The organism is Pararobbsia alpina (genome assembly GCF_902859895.1).
GTDB classification, from domain to species: Bacteria; Pseudomonadota; Gammaproteobacteria; order Burkholderiales; family Burkholderiaceae; genus Pararobbsia; species Pararobbsia alpina.
Genome location: NZ_CADIKM010000037.1, coordinates 15,082 through 40,285, shown reverse-complemented (window position 1 = coordinate 40,285; position 25,204 = coordinate 15,082). Strand labels below are relative to the sequence as shown.

General features: G+C 63.2%; 22 protein-coding genes and 1 pseudogene. 14 read left to right on the top strand and 9 right to left on the bottom strand.

The annotated features are described in order from the left end of the window. Window positions 1–265: 265 nt before the first annotated feature. Window positions 266–667 (top strand): DUF302 domain-containing protein, encoded by a 402-nt coding sequence (locus HV670_RS23820; protein WP_175107473.1) that lies wholly within the window; start codon window positions 266–268, stop codon window positions 665–667. Here the strand turns inward: HV670_RS23820 and HV670_RS23815 are convergent. The 6 genes from HV670_RS23815 to HV670_RS23790 all read right to left on the bottom strand — a co-directional run bounded on the left by HV670_RS23815 (window position 645) and on the right by HV670_RS23790 (window position 6,898). Then, window positions 645–1,541, bottom strand: a complete 897-nt coding sequence (locus tag HV670_RS23815; protein WP_175107472.1) for an MmyB family transcriptional regulator — start codon at window positions 1,539–1,541, stop codon at window positions 645–647. The genes HV670_RS23820 and HV670_RS23815 overlap by 23 nt on opposite strands. A gap of 199 nt (window positions 1,542–1,740) precedes the next feature. Continuing rightward, window positions 1,741–2,466 (bottom strand): amino acid ABC transporter ATP-binding protein, encoded by a 726-nt coding sequence (locus HV670_RS23810; RefSeq protein ID WP_175107471.1) that lies wholly within the window; start codon window positions 2,464–2,466, stop codon window positions 1,741–1,743. Continuing rightward, window positions 2,463–3,140, bottom strand: a complete 678-nt coding sequence (gene gltK / locus HV670_RS23805; protein ID WP_175107470.1) for a glutamate/aspartate ABC transporter permease GltK — start codon at window positions 3,138–3,140, stop codon at window positions 2,463–2,465. The genes HV670_RS23810 and gltK overlap by 4 nt, the downstream gene beginning before the upstream one ends. Further along, window positions 3,140–3,883 (bottom strand): amino acid ABC transporter permease, encoded by a 744-nt coding sequence (locus HV670_RS23800; protein ID WP_175107469.1) that lies wholly within the window; start codon window positions 3,881–3,883, stop codon window positions 3,140–3,142. Before HV670_RS23800 ends, gltK begins: the two co-directional genes overlap by 1 nt. Window positions 3,884–3,976: 93 nt before the next feature. Further along, window positions 3,977–4,876: a glutamate/aspartate ABC transporter substrate-binding protein gene (locus tag HV670_RS23795; protein WP_175107468.1), complete on the bottom strand. Its 900-nt coding sequence runs from the start codon at window positions 4,874–4,876 to the stop codon at window positions 3,977–3,979. Between the two features lie 171 nt (window positions 4,877–5,047). Then, window positions 5,048–6,898: a monovalent cation:proton antiporter-2 (CPA2) family protein gene (locus HV670_RS23790; RefSeq protein WP_217478503.1), complete on the bottom strand. Its 1,851-nt coding sequence runs from the start codon at window positions 6,896–6,898 to the stop codon at window positions 5,048–5,050. A 345-nt stretch (window positions 6,899–7,243) separates the two neighbouring features. On the opposite strand from HV670_RS23790, the gene HV670_RS23785 reads away from it, so the two are divergent. Continuing rightward, the gene (locus tag HV670_RS23785) at window positions 7,244–7,825 is read left to right on the top strand and encodes a hypothetical protein (protein WP_175107466.1); all 582 of its coding nucleotides are present in this window, start codon (window positions 7,244–7,246) and stop codon (window positions 7,823–7,825) included. 14 nt (window positions 7,826–7,839) lie between these two features. Here HV670_RS23785 and HV670_RS23780 read toward each other — a convergent pair whose 3' ends face one another. The 3 genes from HV670_RS23780 to HV670_RS23770 form a co-directional block, all read right to left on the bottom strand. After that, window positions 7,840–9,015, bottom strand: coding sequence for a nickel/cobalt transporter (locus HV670_RS23780; RefSeq protein ID WP_175107465.1), 1,176 nt, complete (start codon window positions 9,013–9,015; stop codon window positions 7,840–7,842). Next, window positions 9,009–9,614: a DUF1007 family protein gene (locus HV670_RS23775; RefSeq protein ID WP_175107464.1), complete on the bottom strand. Its 606-nt coding sequence runs from the start codon at window positions 9,612–9,614 to the stop codon at window positions 9,009–9,011. Before HV670_RS23775 ends, HV670_RS23780 begins: the two co-directional genes overlap by 7 nt. A 94-nt stretch (window positions 9,615–9,708) precedes the next feature. Beyond that, entirely contained in the window at window positions 9,709–10,614 is a 906-nt protein-coding gene (locus HV670_RS23770) for an AraC family transcriptional regulator (protein ID WP_175107463.1), read from the bottom strand. 173 nt (window positions 10,615–10,787) lie between these two features. Here HV670_RS23770 and melA point away from each other — a divergent pair, with 173 nt between their 5' ends. The 12 genes and pseudogenes from melA (at window position 10,788) to dxs (ending at window position 25,204) form a co-directional block, all read left to right on the top strand. Then, a complete protein-coding gene (melA, locus tag HV670_RS23765) occupies window positions 10,788–12,284 on the top strand; it encodes an alpha-glucosidase/alpha-galactosidase (RefSeq protein ID WP_217478502.1) in 1,497 nt (498 codons plus the stop codon). A 143-nt stretch (window positions 12,285–12,427) separates the two neighbouring features. Then, complete coding sequence (locus tag HV670_RS23760; RefSeq protein ID WP_175107462.1) at window positions 12,428–13,684, top strand: ABC transporter substrate-binding protein; 1,257 nt, start codon at window positions 12,428–12,430, stop codon at window positions 13,682–13,684. Window positions 13,685–13,874: 190 nt separating this feature from the next. Continuing rightward, window positions 13,875–14,840, top strand: coding sequence for a carbohydrate ABC transporter permease (locus tag HV670_RS23755; protein ID WP_175107461.1), 966 nt, complete (start codon window positions 13,875–13,877; stop codon window positions 14,838–14,840). Further along, window positions 14,837–15,682, top strand: coding sequence for a carbohydrate ABC transporter permease (locus HV670_RS23750; protein WP_175107460.1), 846 nt, complete (start codon window positions 14,837–14,839; stop codon window positions 15,680–15,682). The genes HV670_RS23755 and HV670_RS23750 overlap by 4 nt, the downstream gene beginning before the upstream one ends. 123 nt (window positions 15,683–15,805) lie before the next feature. After that, window positions 15,806–16,533: pseudogene (locus HV670_RS23745) on the top strand (CDP-alcohol phosphatidyltransferase family protein). Then, on the top strand, window positions 16,530–17,294 hold the full coding sequence (locus HV670_RS23740; protein ID WP_175107459.1) for a HalD/BesD family halogenase: 765 nt from the start codon (window positions 16,530–16,532) through the stop codon (window positions 17,292–17,294). The pseudogene HV670_RS23745 and the gene HV670_RS23740 overlap by 4 nt, the downstream one beginning before the upstream one ends. Next, window positions 17,291–18,283, top strand: a complete 993-nt coding sequence (locus tag HV670_RS23735) for a lysylphosphatidylglycerol synthase domain-containing protein (RefSeq protein WP_175107458.1) — start codon at window positions 17,291–17,293, stop codon at window positions 18,281–18,283. The genes HV670_RS23740 and HV670_RS23735 overlap by 4 nt, the downstream gene beginning before the upstream one ends. 184 nt (window positions 18,284–18,467) lie before the next feature. Beyond that, on the top strand, window positions 18,468–19,244 hold the full coding sequence (locus tag HV670_RS23730; RefSeq protein ID WP_175107457.1) for a phosphocholine cytidylyltransferase family protein: 777 nt from the start codon (window positions 18,468–18,470) through the stop codon (window positions 19,242–19,244). Further along, the gene (aepX, locus tag HV670_RS23725; RefSeq protein ID WP_175107456.1) at window positions 19,241–20,968 is read left to right on the top strand and encodes a phosphoenolpyruvate mutase; all 1,728 of its coding nucleotides are present in this window, start codon (window positions 19,241–19,243) and stop codon (window positions 20,966–20,968) included. The genes HV670_RS23730 and aepX overlap by 4 nt, the downstream gene beginning before the upstream one ends. Further along, on the top strand, window positions 20,853–22,172 hold the full coding sequence (gene aepY / locus HV670_RS23720) for a phosphonopyruvate decarboxylase (RefSeq protein ID WP_425511460.1): 1,320 nt from the start codon (window positions 20,853–20,855) through the stop codon (window positions 22,170–22,172). The genes aepX and aepY overlap by 116 nt, the downstream gene beginning before the upstream one ends. Continuing rightward, complete coding sequence (locus tag HV670_RS23715) at window positions 22,172–23,242, top strand: 2-aminoethylphosphonate aminotransferase (protein WP_175107454.1); 1,071 nt, start codon at window positions 22,172–22,174, stop codon at window positions 23,240–23,242. The genes aepY and HV670_RS23715 overlap by 1 nt, the downstream gene beginning before the upstream one ends. Window positions 23,243–23,287: 45 nt before the next feature. Continuing rightward, the gene (dxs, locus tag HV670_RS23710) at window positions 23,288–25,204 is read left to right on the top strand and encodes a 1-deoxy-D-xylulose-5-phosphate synthase (protein ID WP_175107453.1); all 1,917 of its coding nucleotides are present in this window, start codon (window positions 23,288–23,290) and stop codon (window positions 25,202–25,204) included.

The window sequence follows — 25,204 nt, the reverse complement described above, 5'->3', positions numbered from 1 at the left end:
ACGCCGATGATAGTGCGGGTTCCCGTGTGAAAGTAGGTAATCGTCAGGCTGTTACACCCCAGAAAGCCCTGCTCAATCGAGCAGGGCTTTTTGCTTTGGTGCTCCGCAAAATGCCTTGGTGCTCCGCAAAACCCCAAGAACCGCAGGCGGAGCCAAGGCCTCAACGGCTCGAGGCGGACCGGTGGCGCAAATGAGTGGCGTGCGCGATTTTGGCCACCTACAATCCACTTACATTTTTGGCCGGGCTCGGCTGCCGGGAGCCGATATGAACGACGAAGATATGTACACGTGGCCAAGCACGCTGGATGTCGCCGCAACGGCGGCGCTTCTCGTAGAGACCTTGTCGCGAGTCGCGAAGGTCTTTGCGGTGATCGACCAGCAAGCCGAAGCGCGTAGCGTGGGCCTCGAAATGCGAGCGCTGACCATCATACTCTTCGGCAATCCCCGCGCCGGCACGCCGCTGATGGTCTCCGACCCGACCAGTGCATTCGACCTTCCGCTCAAAATCCTCGTGCTCGAAATGAAGGACGGTCATACCTTGGTGCAAATGCTGCGCGCGGAAACCTTCGTGAGCCGCTACGATGTGCCGGCGAACTCGGCCGGTGTTTTCACAGGTGCGGCGCGCCTGATCGACAGCACGTTGCTCAGCGTTTCGCGCTTGCCTTGAACCAGTCGGCCGTTGGCGCATCGGCCGGGAAATATGATTCGATTCGTAGCTCATGAACGGTCACGTCGTGCGGCGTGCCGAGTGTCGTGATTGTCGTGAACAAATTGAGTTCGACATCCTCTTTGCGAATCTTGACCGCGAGGAAGGGCAGTGCGCTCGAGTCGAGATTCGGCGTGCGCGTAGCCGCCGAGACGCCGGGCATCGCGAGCAGCTCGTCAAGCAGATGAGTCGCCTCGCTACCAGGGCCGTCTCCTATCGCTTCGCGCTGGATCCACTGTAGTGCATCGCTGGATACCGCATTCCAGTTGACGATATGACGTCGCGCACCTTCGGCCGACAGCGTCAGGCGAACCACATTCACTTCACCGCCACCTGGGATCGGTTGATCGGCGGGCATGTCGAGCAGCCATTTGAAGAACATGTTGGCGGGCCCGTTGGCCATCACCAGGTTCCAGAGCCGGTCGACGACAAGCGCCGGGTAAGGGGCCTGCTGCTCGAGCATCAGGTCGAGCGCATGCTTGACGGCCCCCAGCTCGGGATCGGACAGGCTGCGTTCCTGATAAGCCGGCGCAAACCCCGCACAGAGCAGCATCACATTGCGCTGCCGCAGCGGCATATCGAGCACGGTGCCCAGCCGCAGCACGAGCTCACGGCTGGGCTGCGCGCGTCCACTTTCGAGAAAACTGATATGGCGTTGCGAGACATCGGCCTCGGCCGAGAGCCGTAATTGACTCATGTTGCGCTTTTCACGCCAGTATCGAAGCGCTGAACTGAAGTCGCTGAAATAGCGTTCGCGCCCGGTTCGCGCGGGCGCGCCGGGGCGGGGAAGGCGGACGGCCTGTTGCTCGCCCGCGTGCATCCGAAGGTTTTCCATATGCGTGTCTCCCCGAAAAATCAAAAATGCTCGGTCGCTTGTGTAACAGAGCCATTCTCGGCATTTGGGCGCACCTGGTCGATTACCTGTGGGGTAGTCGAAACGCAGCTGATCGATTCTGAAGAAAAAGAGAACGGTCTACCACACTACTAGCGCGTAAACCAAGGCCAGGCAGACAGCTCCCTTTTTCAATGCCGACTCAATGAAGGATCTTCGCGAGGAATTCCTTCGCCCGATCCGACTTCGGATTTGCGAAGAAGGCTTCCTTCGGATCGTCTTCGACGATCAGCCCGCGGTCCATGAAAATCACGCGATGGGCGACCTTTCTTGCAAAGCCCATCTCATGCGTCACGCACATCATCGTCATGCCTTCCTGCGCGAGTTCGACCATGACGTCGAGCACTTCATTGATCATCTCGGGATCGAGCGCCGAGGTCGGCTCGTCGAACAGCATCGCGATCGGATCCATCGAAAGCGCGCGTGCAATCGCGACCCGCTGCTGCTGTCCGCCCGATAGCTGCCCTGGAAACTTGTCCGCATGCGCCTTGAGCCCGACGCGGTCGAGCAGCTTGAGACCCTTCGCCCTGGCCTCGTCGCTCGAGCGGCCGAGCACCTTGACCTGAGCGAGCGTGAGGTTCTGCGTGATGCTCAGATGCGGAAACAACTCGAAATGCTGAAACACCATGCCGACCTTCGCACGGAGCTTCGACAGATTGGTCTTGCGATCCGTCAGCGACTGGCCGTTGATCATGATCTCGCCCTGCTGGAACGGCTCGAGCCCGTTGACGGTTTTGATCAGCGTCGATTTTCCCGAGCCCGAGGGCCCGCAGACCACCACGACTTCGCCTTTGTTGACTTCGGTCGTGCAGTCGGTCAGTACCTGGAACTGCCCATACCACTTCGATACGTTCTTGAGAGAGATCATCGTGCGACCTTTTTCTGAAAAGCTTTGACAAGACTGGATGCCGTGACGCAGATGACGAAATATACCGCCCCCGCGAACAGGATCATCTCAACGTGTGTGCCGTCACGATCACCGATATTGGTCGCGGTGCGGAAGAAGTCGCCGACACCGATCACGTATACCAGCGATGTATCCTGAAACAACACGATCGCCTGGGTGAGCAGCAGCGGCACCATGGCCCGGAAGGCCTGTGGCAGCACGATCAGCCGCATCGACTGGCCGTAGGTCATGCCGAGCGCGAAGGAGGCGCTGGCCTGGCCGCGCGGCACGGCCTGAATGCCCGCGCGAATGATCTCTGAATAGTATGCGGCCTCGAACAGCGAGAACGCGACCATCGCCGACACCAAACGGATGTCGGTACTCGGCGAGACGTTGAGCAGCGATTCAAGCACCTGCGGCACCAGCAGATAGAACCAGAGCAGAACCATTACGAGCGGAATCGAGCGGAACACCGTGACATAGGCTTTCGCAAACCACTCGAGCACGGCTACCCCCGACAAGCGCAGCACGGCGAGCACGGTTCCCCAAGCGATGCCGAACGCGATCGCGAGCAGCGTGATCTTGAACGTGATGACAAGGCCGCCCCACAGCCCGGGCAGGGCGCCCGCAATACCGGACCAGTTGTATTCGTGCATTACTTGCCTCCGATATAGCCGGGCAGCCGCGTCTTCTGATCGACCCAGCGCATGAAGAACATCACGATGACATTGATCAGCGCATAGGCGAGCGTTACAGCGATAAATGATTCATACGTCTGCGCGGTGTAGTCGACGAGCTGTCTTGCCTGGGCGGACAATTCAAGCAATCCGATCGTCGAGGCGACCGCGGAGTTCTTGAATACATTCAGGAACTCGGAAGTCAGCGGCGGCACGATGATCCGGCAGGCGACGGGCATCAGCACGAAGCGATAGGTTTGCGGCAGGGTGAAACCCATTGCGAGGCCGGCGGCCCGCTGCCCCGGGGGCAAGGCGCCGATTCCCGCACGCACTTGTTCGCACACGCGTGCGGCCGTGAACAGACCCAAACACAGGATCGAGGATGAAAAAAATTGTGTCGACGGCGGTAACTGTTTGAATGAAGTGCCGAGTGCAGGGGGCAGCAATTCCGGTATGACGATGTACCAGATAAAGAATTGCACGATCAACGGAATGTTCCGAAAGATCGCGACGTAGACGGTACCGATGCCCGCGAGAAACCGGTTCGGCACCGTGCGCATCATGCCCATCAGCCCGCCGATGACCAGTGCGATGAGCCAGGCCGACAGCGATACGACGACCGTGTTGATCAAGCCGGCGACAAGCCAGCCGAAATAGGTCGTCGGCTCGCCGGTCGATACCGGCGTGAAAAAAATGTTCCAGTTCCAGTGATAGCCACCCATGACCAGATCCCTAAAGGAAGCGGAAGGGCATGCATGTCGAACATGCCCTCCACCTCGGTCAAACCCAAGTCGGATACACCGACGCCTGCCCGCTTAGTCGATCACTTTGTCGTTCGGGCTCTTGTACAGTGCCTTGATCTCCTCGCTTGGCGGGAAATTCAGGTTCAGGCCCTTGGGCGGGATCGGCGATTGGAACCACTTCTTGTAAATCGCATCGGCCTCGCCCGAGGTCTCGACCTTGGCGATCGCATCGTCGACGACCTTCTTGAACTCCGGGTCGCCCTTGCGCATCATGCAGCCATAGGCTTCATGCGATTGCGGCGTACCGACGATCACGAAGTCGTTCGGCGTGCTCGACTTTGCCCGCTCGCCCGCGAGCAAGGCATCGTCCATCATGAACGCGGCCGCGCGGCCGGTCGACAGCGTCAGGAACGACTCGCCGTGATCTTTCGCGCTGATGATGTTCATGCCCATGCTCTTATCCTGGTTCATCTTGCGCAGCAGACGTTCCGAGGTCGTGCCGGCGGTGGTCACCACCGTCTTGCCCTTGAGATCGGGGAAGTCCTTGATGCCGGAATTCGCGCGGGTCATGAGGCGCGTGCCGATCACGAAAATCGTATTCGAGAAGGCGACCTGCTGAGCGCGCTCGGCATTGTTGGTGGTCGATCCGCACTCGATGTCGATGGTGCGATTGGTCACGAGCGGAATGCGGTTCTGCGAGGTGACCGGAGTCAGCTTGACCTTCAGATCGGGTTTGTTGAGCTTGACCTTGACCGCATCGACGACCTTCAATGCGATCTCCTGCGAGTAGCCGATCACATTCTGCTTGTCGTCGTAGTACGAAAACGGAATCGACGACTCACGATGACCGAGTGAGATCACACCATCCGCGTCGATGCGCTGGAGCGTGGTCTGCTCCGCGTGTGCTGGCGTGACCGACGCGAGAATCAGGCATCCCGCGACCAGTGACGCTTTCCCCAGTTGAGTGTGCATGGTTTGCTACCTCGAAGATAAGTGGAAAACGCGAGCGACTGGGGGCACCGCGCGTGCTGGTCCGTCAGGGCTGCCTGCGCGGCCCGGCAAAACCGCCGCACCCCAAAAGGCGCGGCACGCTGCTTTCCCGGTCGCTCTGGGTCGGCAGGATACCTGATTGAAAGGCTATAGTCAGTTAATTGTAGGCCTAACGGCTGTGGTGCCCATGTCCACCCCTTGCTCGTCGCGCATTTCCTGGAGATCGGCCGCGAGCAGTTCGTTCATGCGTTCGCTGGTTTCGCGCGTGGCGATGACAAATCGCTCCTCGTCCTTCCAGACGGTTTCGAGCGCGCGAAACATTTCCTCGTCGTGCACGCGAAACAGGCGCCTTGCGCGCGCGGCAAGGTGGTCTTCAAAGCCGAGGCTCTTGAGCGCCTCTTCGCCAAGCTTGAGTCCGGCTTCGAACGTCTCGCGCTCAACGATGTCCGCCCCTTTGTCGAGCAGGCGATACGCGTGCCGGCGATCATAGGCACGCGCCAGAATCTTGAGATGGGGGAAGTGGCGGGTCGCGATTTCGACCAGTTTTTCCGCGGCGTCGCGGTCGTCGATGGCGACGACCAGCAGCTTCGCGTCGGCCGCGCCCGCTGCGCGCAGCAGGCCGAGTCGGGTCGCGTCGCCGTAGTTGACCCGCCGTCCGAAACGCCGGACCAACGCGACTTGTTCAGCGCTGGCTTCAAGCGTTGAAGTCTTGAACCCATTGACAATGAGCAAACGTCCGGCGATTTGTCCGAACCGCCCGAAGCCTGCGATGATCGCGTCCGGCCTTTCGTCGAACGCTTCATTCTCGGGTTCGGGTCCTTTGGCCGGGCGAGCCTGCATGCAGGCCCGCTCGAACAGAATCAGGGCGATCGGCGTCAGCGCCATCGACACGGCGACACCGACCGTGGCGAGCGCGGAGATATCCGTCGCGATCACGCCGGCCGATGAGGCGACCCCGAGCAGGACGAAGGCGAACTCGCCGCCCTGCGAGAGGGCGACGCCGACTTGTGCGGCCGTGCGCGCCTCAGCGCCGGAGAGCCGCGTGATGCCGAAGATCAGCACGGCCTTGACGATCATGAGCCCCGGCACGAGGGCCGCGAGCTGCAGGGGATGGTGCGCGACGAGCCTCAGGTCGACACTGGCGCCGACCGACATGAAGAACAACCCGAGCAGCAGGCCGCGAAACGGTTCGATATCGGCTTCGATCTCGCGCCGGAATTCGCTTTCGGCGAGCACGACGCCGGCGAGAAACGCGCCAAGCGCCGCTGACAACCCGACGGCCTCCATCAGCAGCGTGACGGCGACGACGAGCAGCAGGGCGGCGGCCGTAAAGATCTCGCGCTGCCGCGCGTTGGCGATAAAGCGGAAGACCGGACGAATCAGGTAGTGGCCGATCGCGATGATCACCCCCACGGCCGCCAGCACCCCGAGCGCACGAACCCACGCCGGGTAGGGTGTGAGCGCGCTGGGATTGACGTGGGCGATTGCGTCGCCGCCATGCGAGGCCGCGAGCAGCGGTAGCAACGCGAACATCGGGATGATCGAGATATCCTGGAACAGCAGGATCGCGAAGGAGGCCGTGCCAGTCGCGGTCTGGCGCAGATGGCGCTCCTCGAGCGTTTGCAGCACGATCGCGGTCGAGGACAGCGCAAGGATGAAGCCGAGCGCAAAGGACTCTTGCCAGAAGAGGCCGAGCGCCAGCCCGATAGCGCCGAGCACGGCGCCGCTCACCACGACCTGAGCGCCGCCGAGACCGAAAAACGACTTGCGCATGCCCCAGAGGATCGACGGGCGAACTTCGAGGCCGATCAGGAACAGCATGATCACGACGCCGAACTCGGCGAAATGCATGACACTCGTCTGGTCCGCGACAAAGCCGAACGCGAAGGGTCCGATGACCGCGCCGGCGATCAGATAGCCGAGCACCGAACCGAGTCCGAGCCGGGTCGCGACAGGCACCGCGATCACGCCGGCGCTCAGGTAGATCACGGCTGTCTCCAGCAAACTAGCTCCTTGCATGAATGGCGCGTCCTTGTAATCAGGGTTGTCGATAACCCCTCGAATGGCGGGCGGTGTGTGCTTTGCGCTGACGAACGCGGCGCGAATGCGTATGCTATCTGAACAACAGCTTACACAAAGGATACGGCCCCGGCCGCGCCAATCATCGATCGGCGTGCGGCTTTGGGCTGGCGAATGCCGCCTGGCGATACGAAGCGGATTCTGGCTTGCCCGACCGAAGACGGCCGCGGGAAGCGAAAGCGAACCCCGCTCGTTCACGGCCCGTACCCTGTACGGCGACCGCCCTGACCGGGCTTCTCCTGCTACTTCGGTTCTCTGGTGAGGATGGGTATGTTGATCTTTTCTTCAAGTAAAGACGATCGCGCCGCTCCCGCATCCCTCGGTGCCAACCTCGACGAGGCCGCTGCCGCGCGGGCACCTGCCGTCTCGCCCAACTGGCGCGAGCTTTCCAGAAGAGAAGAGTCAACCAGTCCGTCGCGCGCCATCAGGCGGGCGTGCAGGGCACAGTCAAGGCCGGTCAGGCTGCGCGAGCCAGTACCGGGGCTGGGGCGACTGGGGGTCATGGGCGTATGGGTCTGGTCGATGGTCGAATTGCCGGCGGAACTCGCGGTCGACGCATCGATCGTGCAAGTTGCCGCGCTCGCTTTTTCCAAGCTCTGCCTGACTCTGCTGGCCGGTGCGGTGCTGACAGGCAACGTGCTTGCGCGCAGGGTGTTTCTTTTTATCTGCTGGCTCAGCGTTCTCGCGATCGCGCCGGACTTGCCGTTGCAATTTCGCTACGATCGTACGGATTTCCTTCTCTCCGCCGTCGAGTGCCTGACGAAAGTGCTGACGATCATCGCGTTTGCGTTGCCGGGGCTCAACTACAAGGTCGCCTTCGACGATCACACACGGCTCGACGGCCGCCGTTGAAGAGGCAAGGGCGGCTAGCCTGGTCCGAGCCCGATCACACCGGTCGCGAACAGCGTGATCTGCAGCACACCAAACAAGGCGATCAGCAAGGCGCCGCTGAGTGCAAGACCACGCTGAGCGCGTTCGAACAGGCGCTTGAGGCGCGGCCGCGTGAGCATGAGCGCGGTCGTCGAGGTAACCCCGAGACCGATCAGGCCGATCGTCGCTGCCACGCCGAGACCGATCGAAAGCGCGGCGAGCGCGCCCGCCCAGAATACGTGGGAAGTGCTCGCGATCAACAGGACGAACAGGGCGCCCGCACAGGGGCGCAGCGATGTCGCCAAACCTAGTCCGCGCACGCCTCGGTAGGGAACCCCGGTTGCCGGCTGGGTGGTCGCAGACAGGCGACGTGCTTGCGTGCGACCGTCCGGCGAGCCCTTCGACGCGCCTTTGAACGAGCCGATCGGCGACAGTGCCGAGCCCAGATAGGTATTGCCCGACGATTCATCCGATGCGTCACCGTCGCGTGGCATCGTCGCGAACTTGAGCGGGGTATCCGGTGTGCAGCAGTCGCGGCCGGTCACGATTCGAAATGCCGCAACCAGGCCGACGACGACGAGTGCGATATTGCTGATCAACTCGAGCGGACCCGCACCCGTCATTGCGCCGTTTGTCGCGGCCCGGGAAAACAGCACGACCGCCCCGACCAGCACGATCGCCGTCAGCGACTGGCCGAGTGCGATACGCAGCGAAAGCGATAAGACTTCGGTACGGCGCGCGCGTCGCGTCGCGAACTGGCTGACCACGACAAACTTGCCGTGTCCCGGCCCGAGCGCATGCAGTACCCCATAGCCGATGCAAAGCCCGAACAGCTCGAGCGGCGTCAGCCACCCGCGCCGCGCTGCGGTCCCGGCCGGCGCCGGCGTCGACCGGCTGCCGAGGTTCTGCAGATCGACCACACGTGTTTGCAACGCATCGTTCATTTCGCCCTGCAGGACCAGTACCTCCCCGATCAGCCGGCGGACACCATCGGGTAGCGGCAGGGCATGGGAGGGTGCGGGCTGCTGAGGGGTGGCGTCATCGGGGATGCCGAACACATCGGTTGCGTGCGCCACGGGTGTCATGGCCGCCATACCGAGCGTCAGGACCAACAGGAAACCTGGGAGGTGCGAGGTCTGTCCGCGCCCTTTCCGGCTCAGTGTGCTCAGCATGCGATCCTCGCGGCATTCGGGAATACCGAACCAAAAAACACTGGATGATCGCGGTCCGGTACGTTGGTGATGTGACACCGGGCGGCGGGTGGGTCGAGTTGCACGCCGTCGGCGCGCATTTCGAAGGCGACGAAATAGTTTTCGTCCCAGACACCGAACTGGAAGCCGGACACCGGCAGATCGACCGGTTCCTGCAAGGGCAGCACGAAGGTATAGACGAGTTTTCCGCCACGCAGCGCGACACTGAAGTCCTTCGGCTCGCCTGTCGCCAGTCGTTTGCCGTTGACGAATATGCGTGTGAAATAGTCGACGCGCTTCAGCGAGTCGAATGCGGATTGCCGGAACGTGTCGCGGTCCTTGTCACTGAGCACGGCATCGGCCGGATAGTGGCTAAGGTCGACCGAGAGCATTGCCGGAAAGCCCTTCGTGAAGGTCCAGTCTTCGCGAAAGCCGGTGACCTTCTGTTGCTCGAGCTGGATCTGTGCGCCATAGGTGATCCAGACATGCGGATGCGCATCAGCGGGGGACGGCAGGCACGCAAGGGCTGCAAGCGCTGTGAGGCCCGCCGCGGGCAGCAGGCGCCGGAACTGAATGGGCATTGTTTTTCTATCGCTCCGTCCGTGCCAGTTCGAGTACAGAATAGGAAAGCACCGAGGCGCCTAGTTAAACATAGCGCCCCGACGCTGACAACTTTCACCCTTCATCTCCCCGGCCGCTCGGCACCGAATACATGCCCGTGCTGCGGAATTGCGAGGGACTGATGCCGTAGGTCCGGCGGAACACCTTCGCGAAATAGTTGGGGTCATCGAAACCGCAGTTGGTCGCGATCGCCTTGATGCTGAGCGTGCCGCTCGTGAGCAGTCGCGCGGCACGCCGCATGCGTTCGAGCTGTACGAACTCCGCCGGCGAACTGCCTTCGCAACTGGCGAACACCCGCGTGAAATGAGCACGGCTCAGGCCCGCGAGATCGGCGAGCATCTGCACGTCGAGATCGCTTGCGAGATTCTTCCGGATATGCATGACCACGCGTTCGGTCAGCCTATGCGCACTCGTACGGCTGGCGGTTTCATGAGGGCCGAGCAGGTCGTCGTAGAGCGCCATGGTCGCCGCATACGCGCGCGCCGATGCTTCGCCCGGAGTCTCGAGCGCGCTGTCGTTGAGTTCGAGGCTGCATTGCGCGAGGTGATCGATCGTCGCGGGCTTGAGCCTGAACACAGGCCCGATCGCCGCGATGATCGCGTGATGGAGGCGCAGTGCCTCCTGCCCCGTCATGGCGATCCAGAAAAACTCCCACCGGCCACCATCGTCCACCCAATAGCGATGATGGTGGGGAATCACCACCAGCATCGTCTCGCCGGCACGCAACCGGTAGTGGTGGCGTTCATAGTTCAACCGCCCCTCGCCCGAGATGGTGTGCTGCAACACCGAGAAAGGCATGGGGCCACGCAGGCGGCCGTCCCAATCGTAGGCGCGGCTCGTGGCGATTTCGTGACCCGTGCTGGTCGGCATCACGTGCAGGCGGTCGCGCCGTTGCGGCAGCGAAATCGGCCGGCCGAAGGGACCGCGCTCAATCAGTTTTTGCAGCACAGAATTACCCATGTAAGCACAGTTTCCCTCTGGTCAGGCCCGGGTCGAGTCGCTCAGAATGACGTCACACAGGTGGGCATGGCCTGGTCATTGTGACCCGGGTCGGGGAAAGCCCACAACCTGCCGAAGTACTTCCGGGCGCGGCTGGCGCCTCTGCATGACTCACCATCTCCAAGGAGAGCATTTTGACTGCTCCATTCAAGATCGCGATCATCGGTGCGGGAAGCGTCGGATTTACCCGTACTTTAGTCAAGGATTTACTCAGCGCGCCAGCGCTCCAGGACATCGAGATCGCGCTCACCGACCTCAACGAACACAATCTGTCGATGATCCGGCAGATCCTCGATCGCCTGGTCGCGGTCAATCGCTTTGCGACGCGCATCACGGCGACGACCGACCGGCGCAAGGCGCTCGAGGGCGCGCGCTATGTGATCAATTGCGTGCGTCTCGGCGGGCTCGAGGCCTTTGCCGACGACATCCGGATTCCGCTCAAGTACGGCGTCGACCAGTGCGTGGGCGACACGATCTGCGCGGGCGGCATCATGTACGGCCAGCGCTCGGTCAATGCGATCCTCGATTTCTGCGCGGACATCCGGGACGTCGCCGAACCGGGCGCGAAGCTGCTGAACTATGCCAACCCGATGGCCATGAACACCTGGGCCGCGATCGACCACGGCGGGGTCGACACGATCGGGCTGTGTCACGGCGTCCAGCACGGCTGGCGGCAGATCGCCGAGGTGCTCGGCGCGGAGAATCCGCACGACGTCGAATACATCTGCTCGGGCATCAATCACCAAACCTGGTATGTCGACGTGCGCTACAAGGGCCGCCGCGTGACGAAGGAAGAACTCGTCGAGGGCTTCGCGCGCCATCCGGTCTATTCGCAACAGGAGAAGGTACGCATCGACGTGCTCAAGCGTTTCGGCGTCTACTCGACCGAAAGCAACGGGCATCTGTCCGAGTACCTGCCGTGGTACCGCAAGCGCCCCGAGGAAATCACCCAATGGATCGACATGTCCGAATGGATCCATGGCGAAACAGGCGGGTATCTACGGGTATGCACCGAGGGTCGAAACTGGTTCGAGGAAGAGTTTCCGCGCTTCCTGGCCGAGGTCGAGAAGCCGCTCGATCCTTCGCTGCGCAGCGACGAACATGCGAGCCATATCATCGAAGCACTCGAAACAGGCAAGGTGTATCGCGGCCACTTCAATGTGAAGAACAAGGGGCTCATCACGAATCTGCCAGATGATGCAATCGTCGAGACCACGGGTTTCGTCGACCGCTTCGGTCTCAATATGGTCGCCGGGATCACGCTGACCGACGCATGCGCGACGATCTGCCAGGCCTCGATCAATGTGCAGCGTATGGCTGTGAAGGCCGCGGTCACCGGTGACGTCGAATTGCTCAAGCTGGCGATGCTCAACGATCCGCTGACCGGCGCGATCTGCACGCCCGATGAAGTCTGGCAAATGGCGGATGAGATGTTGGTCGCGCAGGCAAAATGGTTGCCGCAGTATGCCCATGCGATCGACGGCGCGAAGCGCCGGCTCGCGGCATCGACCCTCAGGACGCGCGACTGGAAGGGCGCGGCGAGCGTACCGGTGCGCTCGGTCGAACAGATGCGCGAAGATCGCGCGCAGCGTGCGGGCGGCGTCGCGCCGGACCGGCAGGTCGTCGCGTGAACTCGGGGCGCGGACGGCCGGCGCAGCCGGCGTCTCGCGTTCGGATGCTTCAGATGCAAGGAACAGGGGACAGCACGGCGACAGAAAGCGTAGAGACAAAGTGCACCCGACAAAGCGCACACGACAAAGACTGGAGACACTCAATGAGACTGTTCAAGATCGGGCTGCTGGTCGGCTCGCTGCTCGCTTCCCTTGTCGCGGCGCCGGTGCGTGCTGAGCCCGTGACCCTCCATTTCTGGGTAGCGTGGGATGCCGAGCAGGCCGACGCGATTGCCGCGACCAAGCAGATCGCCGCGTTCGAGCAGGCCCATCCGGACATCAAGATCGACATCCAGAACATCGCGTTCGGCGCACTCCACGACAAGCTGATCACATCGATCGCCGGCGGCGATGCCCCCGATCTCAGCTGGGGCCTGATCGAATGGCTCGGCGAGTTGAACCGCATGAACGCGCTCGCTGATCTGACGCCGTACGCGGCGAAATGGCCCGACCGCGCACAGATCTATCCGAATGCATTGAGTGCCGTGACGGTCGACGGCAAGCTCAGGGCCTTGCCGCATTACCTCGGCATCCGGGGGCTGCTCTATCACGAGGACATGTTCAAGAAGGCCGGCATCGATACGCCGCCGAAAACCTGGGACGAACTCATCGCCGACAGCCAGAAGATCCGCCAGGCGACCGGCAAATCCGGTTTCGGCATCGCGGGCACCGGTGTGCGTTCTCCGCAGGAACTGCTGATGTTGCTCGGGCAGAGCAATGCGACACTGGCGGTGCGTGAGAGCGACGGCAGGTACAGGAATACCTGGAGCGACGATCCGAAGCAACTCGCCAACGCGACGCAGGTGTTCGCGTTCTACAAGACGCTGCTCGACAAGCAGGTCATCTCGCCGCAGGCGAGCAGTTGGGGCTACGAGGAAGAGGACACGAATTTCTCGCTCGGCCAGTATGCGATGGTCGTCGATGGTTCGTGGATGAAGAACCGCGCCGAGCAGAGCCCCGAGCAGATGAAGGATGTGAAGATCGTCGCGCCGCCGTACAGCCAGAAGCCCGCGACGTTCTTCGAAATCAACCCCTTCTTCGTCTACAAGGGCAAGCACGAACAGCAGGCGTGGGAGTTTGCCTCGTTCATGCTGAGCAAGGACTATCAGAGTGCGGTGCATGGCGAACGTTCGCCGCGGCAGGACGTGGTCAGCCAGACCAAATGGGGTCGCGACTTCACGGTGCTCGCGCCCACGGGCATCGGCTTTCCGCCGGTCGCGCTCGGCCCGATCACTCGGGCCATGGAAGAGTCGATCGGCCGTGTATTGCTGAAGAAGGAAGATCCGCAGGCGGTCGCCCAATGGCTTGGCAAGGCGATCAACAAGGCCTTGCGGCAATCCGGCGAACTCAGCGTCAACTAAGGGCGGCGGCTTCGGATGCTGCACGGGCATCCGGCTTCCCGGTGGTGCGGCGGTTCGCCGTTGCCGATGCTGTCGGTTTGTCACGCCGGGGTTGGGGCCGAATGGTGACCCCGCATGGTGGCCCGGATGCCGGGCGATGCGATCGTATGAGCTGCGGAAGTCTGTGCTTGAACGAACTGGACGAATCCTCATGAGACGAGCAGCGCTCGATGCAGCCGTTGGCGTGCCGGCACGCGATGCGGCCCGCACGGCACCGAAAATCCGCAGCCGCGCCGCTCAGATGCGGCGCACCGCCTGGTTCTTCGTCGCGCCCGCGGCATTGTTCTTCCTGATCCTGATCGCCTTTCCGCTGCTCAGCGTGCTATGGCGCAGCCTTCAGTTCGCAAGCCTGACCAATCCGACGGTCGCGGGTTTCGCCGGGCTCGAGAACTACCGGACGATTCTCGACGACGATCAGTTCTGGCCCGCGCTACGCAATACCTCGATATGGACGGGCGTGTCGGTCGCCGGCGAATACGCGCTCGGGCTGTTGTCGGCCGTGGCGCTCGCGCAGCCGATCCGGGGCAGGGCGATCTTTCGCGGCGTGATCATCATCCCGTGGGTGATCCCGATCGTCGTGGCGGGGCTCGACTGGACCTGGATGCTCACGCCCGACTATGGCGTGATCAACCTCTGGCTCGTCAAGCTCGGCGTGCTCGACAAGCCGCATTTCTGGCTCGGCGACATGGGCACGGCGTTGTTCACGGTGACCTTCGTCAATATCTGGCGCAGTTTTCCGTTCTATACGATCAGCCTGCTCGCGGCATTGCAAGCCGTGCCGCCCGAACTCCACGAGGCGGCTGCGATCGACGGCGCGGGGCCGATTCGGCGTTTTTTCGCGATCACGATGCCTCACCTCAAGACGGTATCGTTCACGCTGATCTTCATCCATGTCATTTGGACCGCGATCAACTTCGATTTCATCTGGGTGATGACCGAAGGCGGCCCGCTCAATGCCTCGCTGACCTTGCCGATCATGATCTATCGCTATGCGATGCAGGACTATGACATCGGCGCAGCGTGCGCGCTTGCGAGCATGTCGATGGGCTTCATGGCGACGGCGTTCTTTGTCTACTACTACGGCGTCATGCGGCGTTCGAAAGGGGGTGCGCGATGATCATCGGCAAGACGCAACAGCTCACGGGTGCCGCGCTGACCTATCTGACGCTCGGCGTGCTCGCGGTTTTCTGCCTGTTCCCCTTCCTGTGGATGCTCGACACGGCACTCAAGCCGCTCGACGAAATCCGCAGCGTCGCGCCGAGCTTCCTGATCGCACATCCGACGCTCGACAATTTCCGCCACGTGCTCGTCGACAGCCCGTTTCTCGGCTATTTCGGCAACAGCGCGATCGTCGCCTCGTTCTCGACGGTCATCACGCTCATTGTCTCGACGTTCTGCAGCTACGCCCTGAGCCGCTGGCCGACCTTTCTCGCCGCGCGCTCGGTGGGCGCAGCGCTGATCGTCTCGCAGATGATCCCGGGCGTGCTGCTGCTCGTGCCGATCTACATGCTCATGCAGAAGCTCGACCTGCTCAGCACCTATGCGTCGCTGATCATCGTCTACTGCACCTTCATGATTCCGCTCGCGACTTTCATGCTCAAGGGCTTCTTCGACGCCGTGCCGCGCGAAATCGAGGACGCCGCCGAGATTGACGGCTGCGGCCGGCTCAGCTTCATCGCGCGCGTACTGCTGCCGCTATCGGTGCCTGGCATCGTCGCGACGGGCGCATTCGCCTTCGTGGCGGCCTGGAACGAGTTCATGTTCGGCTACGTTCTGATCAACGACGACGCGCGCCGTACGCTGACCCCCGGCATCATGATTTTCCGCGGTGCGCACGTGACGGACTGGGGCGGCCTGATGGCCGCGTCGGTGCTCGCCGTGGTCCCTGTCGCGCTATGTTTTGTATATATCCAACGGTTTCTGGTCGGTGGGCTTTCGGCGGGCGCGGTCAAGGGCTAAGCTTCAACGCCTGCGCAAGATTGAGACACTCTGCGCAATGGGTGTTTAAAGCAGATGCCGCGCCGAACCGCTTCTGGCAAGATGCGGTCTGCACGATTTCTTCCTGGGGTATATATTTTCTGGATGAAAAACATACCGGACCCGCAGTCCGCCAGCACATACGTTGCCCCCGATTCGGCTCGCCCTTGGGATGCCAGACTCGCCCGCTGGCTCGTGACACCCCTCAAGCACCCCGCATTACGCCCAACCACCTGACCACGCTGCGCTTACTGATCGGCACAGCCTGTGCCGTCGCGTTCAGCATGGGCGGGTATGGTTTCGCGAACCTCGGGGCCGTGCTCCTCATAGTGTCGAACTTCGTCGACCATACGGATGGCGAGCTTGCGCGCGTAAGCGGCAAAACAAGCCGCTTCGGTCATTTTTACGACTTGGCTTGCGATGCCTTGGTGACCGTCGCCTTGTTCGTCGGCATCGGGATCGGCGTCGGTAGCCAGTATGGCGACGTCACGCTCGCGGGCCTCGGCGCCTATGGCGGCGGCTTGCGCATCGCACCGATCCTGCTCGGCTGGTTGGCCGGCGTGGCGGTCGCGCTCATTTTCGCGCTGCGCCTGCTGATCGAGGAACGCGAGGGCAAGGCGGGTACGAAGCAGGCCTCGCTTGCAGGCTTCGAGACCGAAGACGTGCTGTACCTGATGCCGCTCGTCACGCTGTTCAATGGTATGTATGGCTTTCTGATCGCGTCGGCGGTCGGTGCGCCGCTGTTTGCCCTCTGGGTCGTCTGGGACTTCCTGCGGGTCAGGCGACGCGCGGCGAGCGCGACTCGAGCGGGTGGTTATGAGGGCGCCCGATGAATGCTGTCGCTGAAGTGAACAATGCGCCTGAAGCCCCGCGGGGGGGCATTCTGTCCGAGCTGCAAGGCCCCGTACCGCGCGACACGTTTCGTGAGCAGGGCGCTTTCCTGTATCTCGACCGCTTCCTGCCTGAAGACGTCACCGCGAGCCTGATCGCGGGTACGCGCGCGGTCGAGGGTGCGGTCAACCGCAACTACCTGCCAGGCCACAAGCAGGGTGGCAGCGTGAGCCGCCACAAGATAGACGAACTCGCGCCCGCGATCGCCGAACTGTACCGATCGCCCGTACTGATCCGCTGGCTCGAGACGCTTTGCGGCGAATCGCTCCAGCCTTCGCCCGAGAACGATCCCCACGCCTACGCGCTCTACTTCTATACGAAGCCTGGCGATCATATCGGCTGGCATTACGACACCTCCTATTACGAAGGGCGCCGTTACACGCTGCTGCTCGGCGTGCTCGATGAGTCGTCGTGTTTCCTCGAATACCGGCTGCATACGCGCGAGACGGGCGTGCCAATCGTCGAAGACGCAGTGCAGATCCCCCCCGGTGGCATGGTGTTCTTCGACGGCGACAAGCTTCATCACCGGATCACGCCATTGCGCGCGAACGAGCAGCGCGTGTCGCTGACGTTCGAATACGTGACCAACCCGCATATGCGGCCCTGGCAGCGTTTCATTTCCAATATGAAGGATGCAGTCGCGTATTTCGGTTTCCGGCAGGTGTTCCGGCAGATGCTCGGCAAACGGACCTCGTCGGCATGACGCGCGCGGCATGGCTGTTGTTGTCGCTAGGGGTGGCCCTGTTCATCGGCTTGCTCGCCTGGCAGGGCTTCGCGCCTCTCGCATCGGCGCTGTCGCTCGCGGGCTTCTGGGTGATCGCTGTCGCGGGGTTCCATCTCGTGCCGTTGGCGCTCGACGCCGCGGCGATCCACGTCCTCGGCCCGCGCGAACGGTCCTTCGCCGATGCGCTGCGTGCACGCTGGGCGGGCGAGTCGGTCAATAGTCTCATGCCGGCCGGCCAGATCGGCGGACCGGTGCTGATGGTTCGCCATCTCGCCCAGCTCGGTGAGACACTCGTTGAAGCGGCCTCGATGATCACCATCAGCACGACGATGCAGACCGCCGCGCAGGTCTTGTTCTCGCTGACAGGTCTGTTCGTGCTCGGCGTTCACGCCGTCTCGCACAGTACCGATGTGCTCTGGATGGCCGGCGCGAGCATGACCGCCGTGCTCGCCGCGATGATCTTCGGTTTCTATCTCGCGCAGCGTCGCGGACTATTCGGCTGGCTCTCGCGGATGGTTGCGAAGTTTGGCGCAGGGCGCGACTGGTCCTTGCTGCTCACCAGCGCCGCCGCGGTCGATGCGCGTGTGCACGCGCTGTATCGCGAACGTGCGAAGGTGGCCGCCAGCTTCGCGCTGAGCCTGAGCGGATGGGTCGTCGGTACCTTCGAAGTCTGGCTTGCGCTGCGCCTGATCGGCCACCCGGTCGACTGGAGCGACGCGTTGATGCTCGAAAGCCTCGGGCAGGCGATTCGCGGTGCGGCCTTTGCCATTCCCGGCGCGCTCGGCGTTCAGGAGGGCGGGTATCTGCTGCTCGCGCCGCTGGTGGGCCTGCCACCGGAAGCCGCGCTCGCCGTGTCGCTGATCAAGCGCGCGCGAGAACTGCTGCTCGGCTTGCCGGGTCTCGTCTACCTGCATTTTTCGGAACGCGGGTGGCGGCGCGGCGTGGCGCGCCTGCAAACCACGGACTAGCCGCATAGCCGCAACGATTGGCCGTGCCCGGGGACCGCGGGCCGGTCGAATGGCCGGTGCACCCGCCGGCCGGTTTCCATAATTAGCATTAATGAGTGGCGAACCGGGTGGCCGGTCCGGCTGCTTGTTTGAATATCACTGAATAGCCGGCCACACGCGTCAGTACAAAACAGGGAGAACACACATGCGCGCGATCATTCTCGCGGCGGGCCTCGGCTCACGCTTGTTGCAAACCGGGGATCGACAGAGTCCGAAATGCCTGCTGCGCTTCGACGGCATGACGCTGCTCGAGCGGCATCTGCGCCTGCTGCGTTCGCACGGCGTCGTGGAGGTCGTACTCGGCCTCGGTTTCGAATACCAGCAGGTCGACGCGGAGCTCGACCGGATCGGCTGGAGCCCGCGGCCGTCGATCGTGATCAATCCTCAATACGATCTCGGCAGCGTGCTGACCGTCCATACCGTCGCCGAAGCGCTGACGGCCGGCGGCGACGTGCTGTTGATGGACGCGGACGTCCTCTACGACGAGCGCATACTCGAACCGCTCGTCACGGGTGTCGAAGCGAACCGCTTGTTGATCGACCGCGGTTTCGAGGAGGGTGACGAACCGGTCAAGCTCTGCGTGCGCGATGGCGTGCCGGTCGAGCTGCGTAAGCAGGTCGCCGCGAACCTCGCCTACGACACGATCGGCGAATCGGTCGGCTTCTTCCGTTTCACCGAGGCGGCCGCGCGGCGTCTTACCGAAATCGTCGCGGGCTATGTCGAGGGCGGCCGGGCCAACCTGCCGCACGAAGAAGCGGTACGCGATCTGCTGCTCGAACAATTCCGCACGCCCCGGCATGTCTTCGACATCGCCGATGTGACCGGCGCCCCCTGGATCGAAATCGATTTTCCGAATGACATCCTCCGCGCGGCCAGCGAAGTCCTTCCCCAACTTGAACCCCTGCCGTTGGTGACTCCATGAACGCCCCCGATAACTTCACCACCTTGTCCGCCTCGCGCGCCAAACGGCTGCGCGACATGCTGCTGAGCCAGGAACTCGAATTCCTGATGGAAGCCCACAATGGCTTGTCCGCGCGGATCGTCCGCGAGGCCGGCTTCAAGGGCATCTGGGGCTCGGGGCTGGCGATCTCCGCGCAGTTCGGCGTGCGCGACAACAATGAGGCGAGCTGGACCCAGGTGGTCGACATGCTCGAGTTCATGGCCGATGCGAGCGATCTGCCGATCCTGCTCGACGGCGACACCGGCTATGGCAACTTCAACAATATGCGCCGCCTGGTCCGCAAGCTTGAGCAGCGTGGCATCGCGGGCGTGTGCATCGAAGACAAGCAGTTTCCGAAGACCAATAGCTTTATCGGCGGCGAACGCCAGCCGCTGGCCGAGATCGACGAATTCTGCGGCAAGATCAAGGCCGGCAAGGATTCACAGGATGATTCGGACTTCTGCGTCGTCGCGCGCGTCGAGGCACTGATCGCGGGCTGGGGCATGGAGGAGGCGCTCAAGCGCGCCGAGGCCTATCGTCGGGCCGGCGCCGATGCGATCCTGATCCACAGCAAGCTCTCGCGTCCTGACGAGATTCTGGCATTCGCGCACGAATGGGCCGGCCGTGGCTCGCTCGTGATCGTGCCGACCAAGTACTACAGCACGCCGACCGATGTGTTCCGCAAGGCCGGCATCAGCACGGTGATCTGGGCCAATCATCTGATCCGCGGTGCGGCATCGGCGATGCAGTCGGTCGCGCAGGAGATTCACGACAGCGAGACGCTCGTCCACGTCGAAGACCGGGTTGCCTCGGTCGACGAGATCTTCCGTCTTCAGAACGCGGACGAATACACGGAAGCCGAGCGTGTCTACCTGAGCGCCTCGCAAGCGCCACGCGCGGCGGTTGTGCTCGCGGCGAGCCGCGGCGCCGGCCTCGAGACGCTGACCGCCGACAAACCGAAGGTCATGCTGCCGGTCGCCGGCAAGCCCCTGCTGCGCTGGTTGGTCGACGGCTTCAAGAAGCACGGCGTGAACGACATTACCGTCGTGGGCGGCTATCGCGCGGACGCGATCGACACGGCGGGGATCAAGCTCGCGATCAACGAACGGCATGCGCAGACCGGCGAGCTCGCCTCGTTTGCCTGCGCGGTCGACAAGCTGCGCGACGACGCGGTGATCTCCTATGGCGATCTGCTGTTCCGCAGCTATATCCTGCGGGACCTGCTCGATTCCGAAGCGGACTTCTGCGTCGTGGTCGATTCGTCGGCCACGCAGGCCGGTGCCGACGGTAGCGGTAACGAAGCGGGCGCCGCCAGCGGCGCGCGCGATCTGGCCTTCTGCTCGAGCCCCGACACACGCGAGCTGTTCGGCCAGCGCGTACTGTTGCAGCGTGTCGCCCCGGCCGTGAATCCGATCGAACCGGCGCGGGTCGACGGCCAGTGGATCGGGCTTCTGAGCGTACGCGGCAAGGGTCGTGAACGCCTTCAGCAGAAGGTCGCGGAACTGCGCGCGCGCAAGGATTTCGACAAGCTCGATATGCCCGCGCTGCTCAACGCGCTGGTCGCGGCCGGCGAACAGATCGAAGTGCTGTATGTCCACGGACACTGGCGCAACGTCAACGATCTCGAAGACTTGCGCCGTGCCGCCGATTTTGCGCACGCGCAGACGCCGTTTGCCGATTCGGGTACGGGGCAGGGCAATGATTGAAGCGCATCAATTTGTCGATGCGGCACGCGAGCGGGGTTTCGACTGGTATGCGGGCGTGCCGTGCTCGTATCTGACGCCGTTCATCAACTACGTGCTGCAGGACGAGAAGCTTCACTATTACTCGGCGGCCAATGAAGGCGACGCGGTTGCGCTGATCGCGGGCGTTACCCTCGCGGGCAGGCGCGGCGTGACGATGATGCAGAACTCGGGGCTCGGCAATGCGGTGAGCCCGCTGACTTCGCTGACCTGGACGTTCCGCCTGCCGCAACTGCTGATCGTCACGTGGCGCGGCCAGCCCGGCGTCAGTGACGAACCCCAGCATGCGCTGATGGGTCCCGTCACTCCCGCCATGCTCGAGACCATGGAGATTCCATGGGAGAGCTTTCCGACCGAGGCCGAGGCGATCGGCCCGGCGCTCGATCGGGCTACAGCCCATATGGACGCGACGGGCCGGCCGTATGCGCTCGTGATGCAGAAGGGCAGTGTCACATCGTATCCCTTGAAGACGCAGGCGGAGCGTACGCGTGCTGCGCACATATCGGTCGAGTCGCGCTTGCAGGGTGTCGCACCCGATAGTCTGCCGACGCGGCGTGATGCCCTGCAACGCGTGATCGCGCATACGCCGGTCGATTCGACCGTGGTGCTCGCTTCGACGGGCTTCTGTGGCCGTGAGCTCTATGCGCTCGACGATCGGGCGAACCAGCTCTATCTGGTCGGTTCGATGGGCTGCGTGACGACGATAGCACTGGGCCTCGCACGGGCGCGTCCGGACCTGCGCGTGGTCGCGCTCGATGGCGACGGCGCCGCGCTGATGCGCATGGGTGCGATGGCGACGCTCGGCACCTACGGACCGCCGAATCTCGTGCACCTTCTGCTCGATAACGCGGCCCACGATTCGACGGGCGGACAGGCGACCGTCTCGGCACATGTTTCATTCGCCGGCATTGCCGCGGCCTGTGGTTACGCGATCGCCCTCGAGGGCGACGACCTCGATCTGGTCGACCGCCTGTTCGATGCACCGCCCGTCGGCGGTGCGCGCTTTGGCTGCCTGTTGACGCGTCCCGGTTCGCCCGATGGATTGCCGCGGCCTTCTGTGACGCCGGTCGAAGTCCAGAAACGGCTGGGTCTTCATATCGGCGTCGGTCACACCGATCTTCCGTCGCAGGCGGTCCAGCCTGCGACATCTCTGCCTGGAGCGCATTGATGCTGTTATTGAATCCCGGTCCGGTGACGTTGTCCGAGCGTGTGCGGCAAAGCTTGTTGCAGCCGGACCTGTGCCATCGCGAACCCGAGTTTTTCGATTTGCAGGATGAGGCGCGCACGCGTCTGCTCGATGTCTATGGGCTCGCCTCGAGCGAATGGGCACCCGTGCTGCTGACCGGTTCGGGCACCGCCGCGGTCGAGAGCATGATCGCGGCGCTGGTTCCCGAGCACGGCCGTCTGCTTGTGATCGAGAACGGCGTGTATGGCGAGCGTGTTGCACAGATCGCGAAGCAGTACCGGATCGACTACGAGGTCGTAAAACACGACTGGATGAGTGCGCCGGATCTTGCCGCGATCGCCGGCCGCCTCGACAGCGCGCAGAAGCGCTTTACCCATCTGGCGGTCATTCATCACGAGACGACGACGGGCAGGCTCAACGATCTCGCCGCGTTGGCTGAACTGTGCGGCGAGCGCCGTATCGGCATGCTGGTCGACGGCGTCAGCAGCTTCGGTGCCGAAGCCATCGACTTCACCCACCCCGCGCTGGCCGCGGTCGCGGCGAGCGCGAACAAGTGCCTGCATGCGGTGCCCGGCGCAGCCTTCGTGCTGGTACGCCACAGTGCCCTGGAACGTGCGGCAAGCCGCACCTACTACCTTGACCTGGGTCGCCTCGCGAAGCTCCAGGCACAACGCAATACGCCTTTCACGCCTTCGGTGCACGCGTATTACGCATTGGTCGAGGGCTTGCGCGAGCTCGAAGACCAGGGCGGCTGGTCAGCGCGTCACGCGCAATACCGCGCGCTCGCCGATCAGGCGGGCACCGGCTTTGCTACGCTCGGTATCGCGGCGGCATTGCCGGCTGAAGAGTGTTCCGTCGTCTTGCGCGCTTACCGTCTACCGCCCACAATGGGCTATTCGCGGCTGCACGACGGGCTCAAGGCTGAAGGCTTTGTAATCTACGCGGGGCAGGGCGGACTGTCCGCCGAGATCTTTCGGATTTCCACGATGGGCAGCGTGCGGGCTCCCGACGTCGACCGTCTCGTGAGCGGGGTTGCGAAGCTGCTGGGCTGAAGCGGGCCGGATCTAATGCGGCCAGACGATGAGGGACGACGAATCATGCGCAAAGTGCTTCCGAGGATCGACCGTCCGGCGCAACTGCATGCGCTGTCGCGGTCGGAATTGCAGCAGTTGGCCGTGGAGTTGCGCGACTTCGTGCTCGACAGCGTGTCGCGCACCGGCGGTCACCTTTCTTCGAATCTCGGCACGGTCGAACTTACGATCGCGCTTCATCACGTCTTCGATACACCCGAAGACCGTATCGTCTGGGATGTCGGACATCAAACCTATCCCCACAAGATCCTGACCGGGCGCCGCGAGCAGATGGCGACGCTGCGCCAACGCGGTGGCATCTCGGGTTTTCCGCGGCGTACGGAGTCCGAGTACGACGCCTTCGGCACCGCGCATTCGAGCACCTCGATCTCGGCCGCGCTTGGCATGGCAGTCGCAAGCAAGTTGAAGGGCGAGGCGCGGCGTGTGGTGGCGGTGATCGGCGACGGTGCGCTGACGGCCGGCGAAGCATTCGAGGCGCTCAACAATGCGGGCGTCAGCGACGTGCCCTTGCTCGTGATCCTCAACGACAACGAGATGTCGATCTCGCCGCCGGTCGGCGCGCTGAACAACTATTTGGCGCGGCTCGTCTCGGGGCGCGTCTATACGAGCGCGAAAGAAGGGATGCGACGCATTTTGCGCCGTTCGCCACCGCTGCTCGAATTCGCCCACAAGCTCGAGGAACATGCCAAGGGCCTCGTCACGCCGGCCACGATGTTCGAGGAGTTCGGCTTCAATTACATCGGGCCGATCGATGGCCACGACCTCGATTCGCTGATTCCCGCGCTCGAGAATCTCAAGCGGCTCGATGGTCCACAGTTCCTGCATGTGATCACCCGCAAGGGGCAGGGTTACAAGCTCGCCGAAGCCGACCCCGTGCTCTATCACGGCCCGGGCAAGTTCAATCCGCTCGAAGGGATCAGGCCCGCCGCGCCGCGCCGGACGTACACGGCAGTGTTCGGCGAATGGCTGTGCGACGAAGCCGCGCGCGACGTACGCGTGGTCGGTATTACGCCTGCGATGCGCGAAGGGTCGGGTCTGGTGGAGTTCGAGCAGCGTTTTCCCGCGCGCTATTTCGATGTCGGCATCGCCGAACAGCATGCGCTGACGTTCGCAGGCGGCATGGCGACCGAAGGCCTGAGGCCGGTCGTCGCGATCTATTCAACCTTCCTGCAGCGTGCCTACGATCAGTTGATCCACGACATCGCGTTGCAGAACCTACCCGTGCTCTTCGCGATCGACCGCGCGGGGCTCGTCGGCGCGGACGGCGCGACGCATGCGGGTGCCTACGATATCGCGTATCTGCGTTGTATCCCGAATATGACGGTGATGACGCCGGCCGATGAAAACGAATGCCGGCAAATGTTACATACCGGCTTGCAGATCGATGGGCCTGCAGCCGTGCGTTATCCGCGCGGTGTCGGGCCGGGTGTCGCGATCGCTTCGGCATTGACGGCCTTGCCGGTCGGCAAGGGCGAGATTCGCCGCCAGTCGAATGCCGCGCGCGGCGAGCGGATTGCGATCCTCGCGTTTGGGGCGATGCTCGCGCCGAGCCTCGCGACGGCCGAGCACTTCGATGCGACCGTCGCGAACATGCGCTTCGTCAAGCCGCTCGATGTAGAACTGGTCCAGCAACTCGCCCAGACTCACGATCTGATCGTCACGGTCGAGGAAGGGGCCGTCATGGGTGGGGCGGGCTCGGCCTGCCTTGAAGCGCTTGCCGCACACGGTGTGCGGGTACCGGTGGTACAACTGGGCTTGCCCGATGCATTCGTCGATCATGGCGACCCCGCCGAGCAGCTCGCCTCGTGCGGGCTCGACGCGGAAGGGATCACCGCGTCGATCCGCCGGGCGGTCAAGGACAAGCTCGCGAGCCCGCCCGTGCGGACCGCGCCGGGGAAGCGCCAGGCCACGGGCGGCGCCTAG